Here is a 13,844-nt window from a genome sequence, read left to right on the forward strand (position 1 = left end):
AGAGTTACCATGTAAACTAATTTTATAAAAAATATGCTACCTAGGACAAGTAATATTGTGTTTTTTCAGAAAACGTTCACAAATTGTTCACTTTTATGGTAATGATTTCTTTAATTCATCTGTTGATCTTTCCCACATACCTGGATCAAATTCTCGTAAAAAGTCTCCAAGCAATTGTTGTGATGGTTCATCCATATGTTCCACAATCACATGGCCTTTCATTGATTTATCCATATGATTCACATGCTCCGGCATCGATTTATAAGCACGCTTGATTGAGCGATCCACTCTAATCTCACAGCCTGTCACTCCATGATAATAAGGACCATCCACACCACGTTCTACTGTTACCCAAACAATCCAGTACAGTTTTCCATTAGGTACTTCCTCTTTATTCGGAAGGAATTTCACACGGCGTTCCACTTCACTTCTACCGTGCATCGCTCCCATATCAACAAAGGCACGCTCTTCAGCAGGATCAATAATAACTGGTGAAATATTCTCTAAACTAATAGACCCTACACCATATCCACCATGTCCATCTGTCGCATCATCCTTCATAATTGTGAATGCATTATTGGATTTCTTTTTCTTTTCTTCGCTCATAAAAATCCTCCTACCTAGTTTATGCCTTTATTGTAGCATGATTAAAAGGCTGTTTTCATCTTCTTTGTTTTCTTCTTGATTTTAATTAGGGTACAATAAGAATGAATGTTAGCCCGACTTTTTAGGATAAAAAAGTTGTGTACTTCATTAAACAGAGGAGGATACATATGCCATACGTAACAGTTCAAATGCTGGAAGGTAGAACAGAGGAACAACGTAAAGCATTAATCGAAAAAGTAACAGATGCAGTTGTTGAAACAACAGGAGCAACACGTGAAAAAGTTGTCGTTTTTATTGAAGATATTGACAAGCGCAACTATGGAGTGGGCGGTAAACGTTTAATTGATTGATTAATTACTATCCATAACGATTCTCAAGGACATAACTTTTGAATTTGACTGAGTTGTGTCCATGAGACAGCTTCTCATAGACATAACTTTGCGATCGGAGCGAGTTGTGTCCTTGAGACGGCTTCTCATAGACATAACTTTGTGTTCGGAACGAGTTGTGTCCTTGAGACGGCTTCTCATAGACATAACTTTGTGATTCGGGCGTGTTTTGTCCTTGAGACGGCTTCTCATAGACATAACTTTGCGATCGGAGCGAGTTGTGTCCTTGAGACAGTTTCTCATAGACATAACTTTGTGATTCGGGCGTGTTTTGTCCTTGAGATAGATTCTCATAGACATAACTTTGTGATCGGAACGAGTTGTGTCCTTGAGACGACTCCTCATAGACATAACTCTCAAATTCAAACAAGGTTTGTCCATGAGACAGCCACCCCACTTTCAAAGATAGCAAGCGATAACATCTATCTTGCCCCACCCTTTTTATGGTAAAATTTCTTCGGAAGGATGGTGTTTACATTGTTATATGCTAGCATTGGTGGATTCCAAGGTGGCGACATGCTCTTTGCGATTCTTTCCTTTATCATTTTTATTGTTCTTGTCACACTTTTGGTTGCACTTGTCAAACGTACCAAAACAAAGAAACAGCAATTAGATCAAATCGAGGAAAAGCTTGATCGTTTATTAGCCGAAAAAAATAACCCATCATCATGATTGGGTTATTTTTGCATTTTACGAATAAACGTCCATGCCTCTTGCATATCTTCTAATGTATAGTTTGATTTTTTCTTCACTTCTTGCACTTTTTGTTCAACTTCAACCTTAGGCAAATGATCAAAATATAGCATGGTTGCGACTAATTCTAAAAAACGAGAGCTCTGACTTTTCATTTCTTTTAATAGCGACTGCTCTAATGGCAGTTCTGTATCAGAGTGTTTTAGAAACTCTGTCCCCTCATCGGTTACCTCGTAACGGTATTGATAATAGTTACTTTTCTTTTCTTTCACCTCTGATACAAACCCTAAGTTAGTAAGCTCTTCAATCCGTAAGCTTAATTCCTCTGAGTACGGCCCATAGAAATAAAAGGTATACTTTTCTTCAAAGGGTAATCCAAGCTTTTTCATAATATAAATAATCTTCTGTAGCTTTTTACGTCCGACAATTCCTTCTGATGCTGCGATTACTTTAACCAACTTTGCATGATTATCTAGCAACGAAAACACCCCAGTTTCTTTAGCTTTCTTGTTTATATAAAATAGTTTTAATTTGTTGCTTTTCCGGTCGATCATCTGGCAACTTCTCAATTAAATCTTTTGGATAATAAAGCTTATGGTCTGTCCGCTTTTTACCCGAAATAGCTTCGACAATATCTGACTGACGTGATAATTCTCTAAGTTCTTTATTTGGCATTAACAAATGGATCGGTAATCTTTCCTCTTCCTCTCCAGGTCGATAAAAATCATACGGCAAATCAGAAGAAGAATCAAGTACTAAATAATAGTTAGGATCAAGTCCGATATCCTCAAACAATTGATACAACTGTCTCCATTCATTCATTTGTACATTTGGTGTAAATTCTACATATTTGAATAGACGACGATTAATAAAACGATAGGCTAAATCACTTAAAATAGTATCATCTTCATTCGCCCACATTTGGAAATAGTAGATAACGACTGCTTCATCAAGGTTAATGTAATCCTCTAAAGACACATTCTCTTCAAAGAATGAAACAAATGGTGTTGGCTCTACCTTGAACGCATAATTTTCATCATACAATTCTTTTACACGATGAAGGATTTTCGTTAAGATTACTTCTGCACTACGTGTAACAGGGTGAAAATAGACTTGCCAATACATTTGATAACGACTCATAATATAGTCCTCGACCGCATGCATCCCTGATTGCTTAATAACGACCTGATCCTCTACCGGACGCATGACACGCAAAATTCGCTCCATATCAAAATGACCATAGCTAACACCTGTAAAATATGCATCACGTTGCAAATAATCCATGCGATCCGCATCAATTTGACTGGAAATCAAGCTAACCACTAATTTATCGTGATAGGTTTTATTAATAACGTCCGCAACCTTTTGCGGGAAATCTTCATCGACCCATGTTAATACTTGGTTCACTTCTGTATTTCCTAAAATGATCGCTCTCGTATATTCTTCATGGTCGAGCTTAAACACTTTTTCGAACGAATGGGAAAATGGTCCGTGTCCTAGATCATGCAGTAGTGCCGCACATAAACAGAGCAATCGCTCGTCACGATTCCAATTAGGCCTGTCCTCAAAATTAATGAGCACACGACGAACAATTTCATATACTCCAAGCGAGTGGTTCAGCCGACTATGTTCCGCACCGTGAAACGTTAAATAAGACGTACCTAGTTGTTTAATGCGTCTTAAACGTTGAAATTCTTTGGTTCCGATCAAATCCCATATTACTCGATCACGTACATGAACATAACGGTGAACCGGATCTTTAAATACTTTTTCCTCGTTTAACTTTTCATCTTTATACGCCATGGCAAAATACCTTCCTCTTTATTCTTACTGTATAGTATAATATAGTTTTAGGTGAACGAAAAGACTTGGAGGCTAATAATGAAAGATTGGAAGCAATTTTTTAATGATAAGAAAATACGAGTAATAGATCATAGTGATCCTCATATATTAAAAACGGCGATGGCATCTTTTGCGGTAGATGATGCGCTGTGTGAATCGGTAGGGCGAACCGCTGATACAGCTGCGTGCAGATTCTGGGTCCATGACAACACGGTTGTTCTTGGCATTATCGATAGTCGATTGCCAGCCGTGGACGACGCTGTTACTTTTTTACGAGAAAAAGGGATGGATGTTGTCGTTCGAAATTCTGGTGGACTTGCGGTGGTGCTTGATCAGGATGTATTGAATTTCTCCTTTATCGTGCCTGATTTGCCTGAGATGGGGATTCATTCTGGGTATGAACTAATGACGGCATTTGTGCAGGATATGTATGCAGATCTTACGGACAAGATTGAGGCGTTTGAGGTTGTTGGCTCTTATTGTCCTGGTGATTATGATTTGAGCATTGGTGGGAAGAAATTTGCTGGTATTTCGCAGCGCCGTGTAAAAAAAGGGATCGCCGTGCAAATCTATATTTGTGTTCGTGGCAGTGGTGCGAAACGCGCGGAATTAGTGCGCGACTTTTATCGTAAAGGTCGTGCTATAGAGGATAAGCGATTTGCTTATCCTGTTGTTGAGCCTGATACGATGCGTTCTTTATCAGAATTGCTTGATGTAGAGTTGACTGTTGAAGATAGTATGGATCGTGTTGTTCGTTTATTAGGTGATGTGGAATATGTGGATTTAGCTGGTGATGAGTTAACTATCTTTGAAAAGAGAATGAAGCAAATGGTTGATAGAAATCAAAAAGTACTTAAGTAAGTACTTTTTGATTGGTTATCGGTAGCTGAACATGGTAGCCAATGCCTGGTTGTTCTGGTAATGTGACGTATCCGTTATTTACTTCTACTTCTGGACTGATAATATCTTGATGCCAGTAGCGGTTTGATGCGCCTGGATCTGCTGGTAGTGTGAAATTAGGTAAGGTGGCTAAAGCTAATGACTGCGCGCGACCAACTCCTGCTTCAAGCATGCCACCACACCAGACAGGAACATGGTGCTCTCTGCAATAGTCATGGATGTTGATCGCATTAGAGAACCCACCCACTTTAGCTAGCTTTATACTGATCACTTTACAACTATTAAGTGTAATCGCTGTTCGCACGTCTGCTAATGTATGGATCGATTCATCTAAACAAATCGGTGTATCGATTGCTTGTTGCAGTTTCGCATGGTCGATAAAATCATCAGGCGCCAATGGCTGTTCAATCATCATTAAGTTGTACTCGTCCATTTTTTTAAGATGTGCTATGTCGGCTATCGTGTATGCTGAATTAGCATCTACCATAAGTGGTGTTACCGGAAAATGTTCGCGCACTTTTTCTAATGTGTGCAGATCATTTTCCGGCTTTATTTTTAATTTAATCCGTTGATAGCCCGCGTTAAGTGCTTGCGCTATTTTTTCGAGTAGTTGATCGTCTGTTGATTGAAGACCTACGGCAGCTCCAACCGGAATTTTATTCGTCGTTCCTCCAATTACCTGATAAAGCGGCTTGTTTTGCCGCTTCGCATATAGATCCCAAACAGCACCTTCTATCGCTGTTTTTGCCATATGATTACGGCGAATCCCGTGAAGGTTGAGCTCTGTCGGATGTGTGATCTGCTCCTTTTTAATCACCGGCCAAAGGTGATGCTCAACCATGTATTGCACCGTATCTGCCGTCTCCTCTGTATACCACGGTGAATCAAAGGCAACAGACTCCCCATAACCAATGAATCCGTCTTGATCATGCAGCTCGGTAATGATAATATCCTTTTGTTCAATTGTTGTATTGCTATTTGCAAAAGGAAACTTGAGCGGCATCTTGAAACGATGGATGATTAATTTTGTGAATGAGATCATTTGATGTGGCTCCTTTTTTATGGCCACTTTATATGCTTTTATGGCCACTTTTCTAAATTTCATGGCCACTTTTGTATATTTTATGGCCACTTTCTATAGTTTTATGGCCACTTTTCTGACTTTTATGGCCACTTTCATTTTTGGTAGCTGCTAGAATATATGGATGTGAATAATAGACACCTTTCTTCACTCCAAACTTCACATACCCAGCTCTAGTAATCAGTTTTCGCGTTGCTTCTCCAGATTCGATCTGCAGAAATGATTGGACTAACCTCTTTGTTAACTGATTACCTGTCAACAACGCTAAATAATATAACACGGGCAAATGAGCGTCTGTGCTTCGTGTATCACAATATTCGCATTGCCACCGCATTCGAGTACGGTTCATACTACGTCTACTACAATTTGGGCAGGGAACTCCTTTGATTAAATCATCCCACAAAATATGATGTTTTTCTAGTATGGAAGCCATCCTCTCACGGTGATTATTTACTAAAAAGTGGGCTATTGCTTGATTTGCTTCCTCAGAAATCACTGGCGGGTGTTGTTCAGCTAATGCTTCTAAAATGGAGGGAACTTGTTGTGCGGTTAGTACTCGCTTGTATTCAGGATAATCATGTAAACGAAGAATGACATTGCGATTGACGAAGACAACAAAACGATAAGTCGGTAGTTGATAGATAACATGGTCAGACAAAAAAGTACGCATCTTTGCATACTGTCGATCAACTTGCAGCAAGGGATCATCAAATCCTTCTGTAACGCCAGCTATTGTACGGGTTAACTGATGAGATTTTGCATCGAAATATATCTCTCCTGTGTGGCTTTTTACTTCGAAGATAGCACGGAATCCTAAACCAAGGACGAGCCAATCTAATTGAAATGAACTAGGATGTTCTAGGCGTAATCCATTGAGTAAGTGGAGGGAGGGGACTTGTGCTTGCTCGAGGTAATAACAGAGGGAATCTTCTCCTTTTCGACCAGCTTCTTGACGTCTGTAATACGTTAACATATTCGGATACTCGGGGTGTTGTTCTGGAAGGATCTCTAGCAGTGCCCGGTATTGCTCCATTAAGATGGGGATTTCGGGTAACATAATACCTTCTCCTTTCACCTCCCAATATAGCAAAAAGCACAGTAGAAATCTACTGTGCGTCTAATGCTTGTGCTGCTGTAATTAATGCTAATTTGTATGCATCTTCACTACTGCAACCGCGTGATAAATCATTTACTGGTTGGTTAAGTCCTTGAAGGATTGGTCCTACTGCATCAAATCCACCTAAGCGTTGGGCAATTTTGTAACCAATGTTTCCTGCTTCAAGACCTGGGAATACAAATACATTTGCATCACCATTTAGCACAGAATCTGGAGCTTTTGTTTTTGCTACAGATGGAACAAATGCAGCGTCAAATTGGAATTCACCGTCTAATGTTAATTCAGGTGCTTTTTCTTTTGCGATATTTACTGCTTCTGCAACTTTTTCTGTTTCTGGCGATTTTGCTGAACCTTTTGTTGAAAAGCTAAGCATTGCAACACGAGGGTCAATATCAAATAATTTTGCTGTTTCTGCACTACCAATTGCAATTTCAGCTAAATCTTGGCTATCTGGAGCAATGTTGATCGCACAATCCGCGAATACATATTTCTCCTCTTCACGTACCATAATGAACACACCAGAAGTTTTCTTGATGCCTTCTTTTGTTTTAATAATTTGTAATGCTGGACGTACTGTATCTGCTGTCGAATGAGCAGCACCACTTACTAGACCGTCTGCTTTACCCATGTATACAAGCATTGTACCGAAGTAGTTTTCATCTAATAGCATTTTACGTGCATCTTCTTCTGTTGCTTTACCTTTACGGCGCTCAACAAAAGCAGCAACCATTTCATCAAAAGCAGGGTAATTATTCGGATCAAGAATTTCTACCTCTGTAATATCTACATTTAGTTCATTTGCTTTCTGTTCCACTTTTTCTTTAGAACCGACTAGTACAGGTTCAACTAATCCATCTTTTTTTAATTGACTAGCTGCTTCTAAGATTCTTTCATCTAATCCTTCAGGAAATACAATTGATCTAGCGTTTCCTTCTAATCTTTTTTTAATGTCCGCGAATAAATCACTCATCATTAAACCCTCCAATTTATTATCTGTATTATATGATACGCCTTTTTGTGTAATAATTAAAGTAGGAACTTATATGAATGCGGTTCAAAATATAACTTTTTTAAAATGTTCATTTTTTTGTAAAATATTAGTGGTTTGTGACAGCATATCTATTAAGTATGCTTCCCTAATTATGTTATATTAAAACGGTAGAACAATAAATGAAGGAGTGAAGCAAAATGCCAGAAGCTGTAGAAACGATGGATGGTTGGTATTGTTTACACGATTTACGTAAAATAGATTGGCCAAAATGGAAAAAAGCCTCTGAACAAGAGCGCAGGGAAGCTGTAGAAGAACTACAATCAATGCTTCGTGACTGGGAAGAGGTTGCTGAAGCTCGTGATGGTAGCCATGCTTTCTATTCCATTATGGGACAAAAGGCAGACCTAATTCTTATGATTCTTCGTCCAACAATGAAAGAATTAGAAGCCATTGAGTTACAATTTAACAAATCAAAATTCGCGGAGTTTACGAAACCTAGTTATTCGTATGTTTCTGTTGTTGAACTATCTAAATATATGTCGAAAGAAAATGATAATCCAGAGGACAATCCTGGTGTTCGCGCTCGTTTGAAGCCAAAATTACCCGAGTGGGATCACATTTGCTTTTATCCAATGGACAAGCGTCGTGAAGGAAATGACAACTGGTACATGCTTCCGATGGATGAGCGTCGTCAATTAATGTATGAGCACAGTCTGACTGGTAGAAAATATGCTGGTGAGATTAAACAAATCATTACTGGCTCAATGGGCTTTGATGATTGGGAATGGAGCGTTACATTATTTGCTAAAGACGTTCTACAAATTAAGAAAATCGTTTATGAAATGCGCTTTGATGTAGTAAGTGCGCGCTATGGTGAATTCGGTCCATTCTATGTTGGAAACATCTTAAAAACAGATGAGATTCCAGCTTATTTAGCAGTTTAAACACACGGTTTTTCCGTGTGTTTTTTTATATAGCGCATTTTTCTCGGACTCCCCGCATATAAATTGCTAGTAGGAAAATAAAAAAGCACGTATAGAATGGAAAGGAGATTGATCATGAATCAAAATCAGAATCAACAGCAACCTGCTAGCACACAAGCCTACCCGCAACAGTATTATGGTGGTTATGGAGGATATCAATATCCATACGGACAACCAGGACAATACGGTCAAATGACACCACAACCGCAACAGCAACAGCCTTCTGTATCTGATATCCCAGGAATGTTACCTGCAGAAGAATCTTATATTGAGAATATTTTGCGTCTTAACAAAGGTAAAACAGCTACCGTCTATATGACATTTGAAAATAATGACCGTTGGAACGCAAAAATTTTCAAAGGAATCATCGAAGCTGCCGGCCGCGATCATATTATTTTAAGTGACCCTGAAAATGGTAAACGCTATGTTTTATTAATGGTGTACTTAGATTACATTACGTTTGATGAAGAAATTAACTATGATTATCCATTTAATCAAAATCCAGGAATGGTATCTTATTCACCACGCTAAATTAGGAGGATGGCACAAGTGAATAGCTTGTGCTTTTTTTTTCGCCACTGGAGGGATTAGCACGTGAAAAAAAGTGCAACGATTAATGAGGTAACTGTTGCTTTTCTTAGCTTGACGCTAGTCCTGCTTACTTTAGCATGGAAAAGCGGCTCATTAATAATAGGCATACTAGCTTTAATAAGTTTAAGCATTAATTTTTTTATTGACGGATGGAAAGAACACAAAAAAGGACAATCATTCTTTTTTGCACAATCGATTTCCCGAGGTATTGGCATTATCGGTATTCTTACCATTGTATTCATTTATTTATAAGGGCCACCTGCACAATCAGGTAGCCCTTATCTCTTACACATATTTGATTATCGCGTAGCCTAGTAACACCCAGCCAATCAAAAATGCTAATCCGCCAATTGGCGTAATCATCGCAAATGTTTTGATCCCTGTTGTTGAATAGATATAAAGACTTCCTGAGAAAAGAATAATTCCCGCCAAGAAGAACCATCCTGCTGATACGATACTTCCTGACGTTATTTTTTGCATAATAAGTCCTGTTACTAACAAGGCAACTGTATGGAACATTTGATACTGTACAGCTTTTTCCCACGTTTTTAGCATTTTTTCTGATAGTCTTCCTTCTAAACCATGAGCACCGAAAGCTCCTAATGCTACGGCAAGAAAGCCATTCAAAACACCTAATAATAAAAAGATTTTCACCTGTTCACACGCTCCTTTATTTAGAAGTCTAGTAGTGAATCTCCGTTGGCACCGTCTTCTTCTACTACTCTCTTTTCCTGATTAATTGGTTGTGCTGGCTTCGGCCCGCCAACCATCTTCTGCCATTCCAATTCACCAATTGAGCTAGTAGTAGCAGGATTGGGACTAGACACAACCGCACTATCTTGATCTAATAATAAATCTGTTAACGATTGAACTGCTTTTGCATGTTCGCGCACCTTAGTTTCATTTTGTAATGCTTGTTCACACTCCGTGATTATTTTACGTAAAATTTGCTGATTGGTAATTGCCATCATTCTTCATCCCTTCTCACGCTATTATACAATCCCGATTGAATTTAGGAAAATGATAATAATTAAAATAGGTGCAATAAATTTGATAATGGTAAACCAAATAGAACCGATTTTTCCGTTTGTTAAATCGGCTGCATCGAGCGCCTCTTGTTTCTTGAAGTGCCACCCCATAAACAATGCCATCGTTACACCGCCAAGTGGCATGAACACATTCGATGCGATAAAATCGATCGAATCTAAAATATTCTGATCACCAACCAAGGTAATATTACTCCATCTTCCCATTCCGAGTGATACCGTAATACCTGTAGCAAAAACAGCAAGACCGATGATGAAGGAGGCCGATTTTCTCGATAACTTTGCCGCTCTCATGACATAAGCAACTGGCACTTCCAACATGGAGATCGACGATGAAATAGCAGCAAGTGTTAATGCAGTAAAGAACACGATACCCGCAATATTACCAAATTGCATTTGATAAAATATCTCTGGTAACGTGATAAACACAAGGGTAGGTCCAGAGCTAGGATCAATACCGAACGCAAACACTGCTGGGAAAATAACCACTCCAGAAATAATCGCGAACAATGTATCCATGACACCTATTCCGATTGTTGCTCCTGGTAACTGATGTTGCTTCGTTAAATAACTACCATACGTCATCATCGTACCAATACCTAAACTAAGGGAGAAAAAGGCTTGTCCAAGCGCTGCAATATAGACGGCTGGATCCTCTAATACAGACCAGTCTGGTTCAAATAGAAATAGCAGACCCTCTTTAGCGCCAGGTAATGTCACACTATAAATCGCAAGTGCGATCATCATTACTGCTAATACGGGCATTAATATTTTATTCGCAAGCTCGATTCCTTTTTTCACTCCAACAAGTACAATTGCCATCGTAATTGCCATAAACAGTGCATGCCAAAATAACGGGGCATAATCTTGAGCAATAAATGACTCAAATGAGCCATCAAATCCGATGTCTGGCACCTTGGCCATCGCTCCGGTTACATATTGCCACCAATAATATAACGACCATCCAGCTATTACACTATAAAAACTTAAAATTAAAAAGGTCGCCGCAACTCCTAAATAACCGACCATAAACCATGGTTTTTTAGGAGCTAGTTTTTTATAAGAACCGACAATATCACTTTGCGCCTTCCTTCCAATACTTACTTCTACTAATAATAGTGGAATGGCAATAACTAATACACTAATTATATAAAGTATTAAAAACGCTCCCCCGCCACTTTCACCAGCCACGTAAGAGAAGCGCCATATATTTCCTAATCCAACCGCAGAACCCATTGCGGCTAACATAAAACCAAGCCTTGATGCCCAGTTTTCCCGTTGCATAAACTTTCACCTCAGATACATAAAAATAAATTTCTCACCTATTGTACACGATACCTCTTCTCTTTGCTAGCATATTTTAACGTGGTACACTATTTTATAAAGACTTTAACCTACCGTGATACGAGGAGGTAATAATATGCAAACACAAATAAAGTCAATCGGTGATCACTCCCCTATTCAAATCGTACAACCTGTTGCAGGAGGAGATATTAATCAAGCCTATTATGTCCAAACAGCCGAAAGAAATTATTTTGTTAAAACGAATCAACATGTCCCTGCAAATTTCTTTCAAATAGAAGCAAATGGTCTGGAGAAAATCCGTGCAACTAACACCATTGCGGTTCCAACAGTCTATCACTATGATAGTAGTGACGAAAATGGGGAAATGGTCCTCATTATGGAATGGATCGAAGGAGAACAAACAAGCTCAACGAATGGTATGTTAGGAGAAAATGTAGCCGCATTACATTTAGCAGACAATAGTTCGTCCTATGGTTTAGATCAAACGACTTTTATCGGCCAATTAACACAGGAAAATAGTTTGTATAATAATTGGGTGGATTATTTCCGTGAAAAGCGTCTCACACCTCAGTTGGATCTTGCTATAAGGAAAGGACGAATGAACGGTGAAAGACGTAAACATTTAGAAAAATTAATAACGAATCTTGAGCAGTACTTGCCTACATTTCCTCGTGTATCGTTACTACATGGTGATTTATGGGGTGGCAACTGGATTAGCGGCAACAAGGGCGAGCCTTACTTGATCGATCCTTCTATCGTTTACGGTGACCATTTATTTGAAATAGCTTTCACAGAATTATTTGGTGGATTTTCTGCTGACTTTTATTACTATTATCAAAACGTATTTCCGTTGGAGAACTACTATAAGGAAGTAAAGCCTATTTATCAATTGTATTATTTATTAGCACACCTCAATATGTTTGGCGAAAGCTATGGCAGTAGTGTCGATAGCATTGTATTACGTTATTAGAAATCCCAGCGTGCTTGTTGCACACTGGGATTTCGCTATTACTTATTCTTCCCTGGATTATCTTCACGTGGGTTTTCAAATGGTCCCTTCCCTCGCTTTTCCTTTTGCACATAACGAGCTAACGGCGTATTTAATTTTTTAATACCTTCTGATAAAATTCTTGCTACTTGAATCGCGCCATGCTCTTGGAAATGCGTATCATCTGCCACACCATTGGGATGTGCTTCATACATACCAGGATCAAGATGTAAGAAAATTGATTTTGTTCCTTCAGGTCCTAACTCATTGAACAATTCTCTACTTAATGAATTTAAGTCTACTAATAATACATCTAACTCTGCCGCTACTTCTTCCATTCCTTCCTTATACTCAGGAAAACTAACATTAAATATGCCTGTGTCAGGATTGAAATCCCGTCTATTTACCGGGGTTATTAATATCGGTACAGCACCTCGCTGTCGAACACCTGTCACATACGTCGTTAAATAATCTTTGAAATCTTCCACTGTCGTATACCGTTCAGGGCGAGTATATGTCGCATCATTATGGCCAAATTGGATCAGTAAATAATCATCAGGTTTTATCTCTCGCAAAATAGTATCCAATCTACCTTCTGTATAGAAAGTTTTCGAACTGCGCCCACCGATAGCATGATTATCCACTGTTACACGATCTTTAAAATAACGGTCCAACACTTGTCCCCAGCCTGTTTGTGGCTTCCAATAATCATCATATGTTTGTGCCGTTGAATCACTAGCAACATAGACAGTCGGATGTTTCGTCGCATTTCGTTCTGCTAATCTTTCAATCCTCAAACCATTAATTCTAGGGTTTTCGCCTGTTAATTGTAAAGATAATGTCTCTTCTATTAATGCCAACTCAAACGTCTCATCTAAAAATTGATTGCTTTCTACTACTTGATTTTCAACTTTTTGTATATCTTCTACTTTTACACCTACAGATATTTCTTCATCCGCATCTCCAGCAATAAATGTAAGTTGATAATCTCCAGGTTCTAAGTCAACTTTAAATATAGTCTCATCATTAAAACGTAACGCATCTTTTTGTAATAGATCCTCTCGCTCAAATTGATACGCTGTTATGCCTTCTGTATTAGTGAAGCCATAACCTTGTTCTGTTGAATACTCTGTAGTGGGTGTAACTTGATAGTATCCTTCCTCATCATTACTGCTACCCGTTCCAAAATCAAATGTTAATGTTTTATTTGCTGCTGCAACCGTCCAACTACTTAACACGATACCAGGAATGACAACTAAGACAAACATCAAAACCATTTTTCTAGTAAACTTGTCCACACGTATTCAGCTCC

General features: G+C 38.7%; 17 protein-coding genes. 7 read left to right on the forward strand and 10 right to left on the reverse strand.

Translation table 11 applies throughout. From position 1 onward, the window contains the following. Positions 1-93 precede the first annotated feature (93 nt). Positions 94-606: a YwhD family protein gene (locus SH601_RS03500; RefSeq protein WP_319956862.1), complete on the reverse strand. Its 513-nt coding sequence runs from the start codon at positions 604-606 to the stop codon at positions 94-96. A gap of 146 nt (positions 607-752) precedes the next feature. On the opposite strand from SH601_RS03500, the gene SH601_RS03505 reads away from it, so the two are divergent. Both SH601_RS03505 and SH601_RS03510 read left to right on the forward strand, forming a co-directional pair. Further along, on the forward strand, positions 753-956 hold the full coding sequence (locus SH601_RS03505) for a 2-hydroxymuconate tautomerase (protein ID WP_319957310.1): 204 nt from the start codon (positions 753-755) through the stop codon (positions 954-956). A gap of 516 nt (positions 957-1,472) precedes the next feature. Next, on the forward strand, positions 1,473-1,667 hold the full coding sequence (locus tag SH601_RS03510) for a DUF4083 domain-containing protein (RefSeq protein ID WP_319956863.1): 195 nt from the start codon (positions 1,473-1,475) through the stop codon (positions 1,665-1,667). Positions 1,668-1,672: 5 nt separating this feature from the next. Here SH601_RS03510 and SH601_RS03515 read toward each other — a convergent pair whose 3' ends face one another. Further along, positions 1,673-2,167, reverse strand: a complete 495-nt coding sequence (locus SH601_RS03515; protein ID WP_319956864.1) for a YwgA family protein — start codon at positions 2,165-2,167, stop codon at positions 1,673-1,675. Between the two features lie 19 nt (positions 2,168-2,186). Continuing rightward, positions 2,187-3,491, reverse strand: coding sequence for an HD domain-containing protein (locus tag SH601_RS03520; protein WP_319956865.1), 1,305 nt, complete (start codon positions 3,489-3,491; stop codon positions 2,187-2,189). A gap of 78 nt (positions 3,492-3,569) precedes the next feature. On the opposite strand from SH601_RS03520, the gene SH601_RS03525 reads away from it, so the two are divergent. After that, positions 3,570-4,391 (forward strand): lipoate--protein ligase family protein, encoded by an 822-nt coding sequence (locus SH601_RS03525; RefSeq protein WP_319956866.1) that lies wholly within the window; start codon positions 3,570-3,572, stop codon positions 4,389-4,391. Here SH601_RS03525 and menC read toward each other — a convergent pair. Genes menC through pta form a run of 3 tightly spaced genes read right to left on the reverse strand, consistent with a single transcriptional unit; the run spans position 4,384 to position 7,598 of the window. Continuing rightward, on the reverse strand, positions 4,384-5,472 hold the full coding sequence (gene menC / locus SH601_RS03530) for an o-succinylbenzoate synthase (RefSeq protein ID WP_319956867.1): 1,089 nt from the start codon (positions 5,470-5,472) through the stop codon (positions 4,384-4,386). The two genes, SH601_RS03525 and menC, sit on opposite strands and share 8 nt — an antisense overlap. A gap of 52 nt (positions 5,473-5,524) precedes the next feature. Further along, positions 5,525-6,568 (reverse strand): nuclease-related domain-containing protein, encoded by a 1,044-nt coding sequence (locus SH601_RS03535; RefSeq protein WP_319956868.1) that lies wholly within the window; start codon positions 6,566-6,568, stop codon positions 5,525-5,527. Between the two features lie 49 nt (positions 6,569-6,617). Continuing rightward, positions 6,618-7,598, reverse strand: coding sequence for a phosphate acetyltransferase (pta, locus tag SH601_RS03540; protein WP_319956869.1), 981 nt, complete (start codon positions 7,596-7,598; stop codon positions 6,618-6,620). A gap of 218 nt (positions 7,599-7,816) precedes the next feature. Between pta and hemQ the strand changes: the two genes are divergently transcribed. The 3 genes from hemQ to SH601_RS03555 all read left to right on the forward strand — a co-directional run bounded on the left by hemQ (position 7,817) and on the right by SH601_RS03555 (position 9,445). Beyond that, a complete protein-coding gene (gene hemQ / locus SH601_RS03545; protein WP_319956870.1) occupies positions 7,817-8,563 on the forward strand; it encodes a hydrogen peroxide-dependent heme synthase in 747 nt (248 codons plus the stop codon). 96 nt (positions 8,564-8,659) lie between these two features. Then, positions 8,660-9,133, forward strand: a complete 474-nt coding sequence (gene gerQ / locus SH601_RS03550) for a spore coat protein GerQ (protein WP_413775090.1) — start codon at positions 8,660-8,662, stop codon at positions 9,131-9,133. 63 nt (positions 9,134-9,196) lie between these two features. Then, the gene (locus tag SH601_RS03555; protein ID WP_319956872.1) at positions 9,197-9,445 is read left to right on the forward strand and encodes a hypothetical protein; all 249 of its coding nucleotides are present in this window, start codon (positions 9,197-9,199) and stop codon (positions 9,443-9,445) included. A 33-nt stretch (positions 9,446-9,478) separates the two neighbouring features. Here the strand turns inward: SH601_RS03555 and SH601_RS03560 are convergent, their stop codons facing one another. From SH601_RS03560 to SH601_RS03570, 3 genes are read right to left on the reverse strand one after another with little or no spacing between them, the layout of a single operon-like run. Then, on the reverse strand, positions 9,479-9,847 hold the full coding sequence (locus SH601_RS03560; RefSeq protein WP_319956873.1) for a DUF423 domain-containing protein: 369 nt from the start codon (positions 9,845-9,847) through the stop codon (positions 9,479-9,481). A 20-nt stretch (positions 9,848-9,867) separates the two neighbouring features. Beyond that, positions 9,868-10,161, reverse strand: coding sequence for a YwdI family protein (locus SH601_RS03565; protein ID WP_319956874.1), 294 nt, complete (start codon positions 10,159-10,161; stop codon positions 9,868-9,870). A gap of 24 nt (positions 10,162-10,185) precedes the next feature. Then, positions 10,186-11,523: a sodium-dependent transporter gene (locus SH601_RS03570; RefSeq protein ID WP_319956875.1), complete on the reverse strand. Its 1,338-nt coding sequence runs from the start codon at positions 11,521-11,523 to the stop codon at positions 10,186-10,188. A 136-nt stretch (positions 11,524-11,659) separates the two neighbouring features. Between SH601_RS03570 and SH601_RS03575 the strand changes: the two genes are divergently transcribed. Then, positions 11,660-12,514 (forward strand): fructosamine kinase family protein, encoded by an 855-nt coding sequence (locus SH601_RS03575; protein ID WP_319956876.1) that lies wholly within the window; start codon positions 11,660-11,662, stop codon positions 12,512-12,514. Between the two features lie 38 nt (positions 12,515-12,552). Here SH601_RS03575 and SH601_RS03580 read toward each other — a convergent pair whose 3' ends face one another. Then, positions 12,553-13,830 (reverse strand): rhamnogalacturonan acetylesterase, encoded by a 1,278-nt coding sequence (locus SH601_RS03580; protein WP_319956877.1) that lies wholly within the window; start codon positions 13,828-13,830, stop codon positions 12,553-12,555. Positions 13,831-13,844: the final 14 nt, after the last annotated feature.

Origin of the sequence: Gracilibacillus pellucidus (genome assembly GCF_033949965.1) — a bacterium.
GTDB lineage: Bacteria > Bacillota > Bacilli > Bacillales > Amphibacillaceae > Gracilibacillus > Gracilibacillus pellucidus.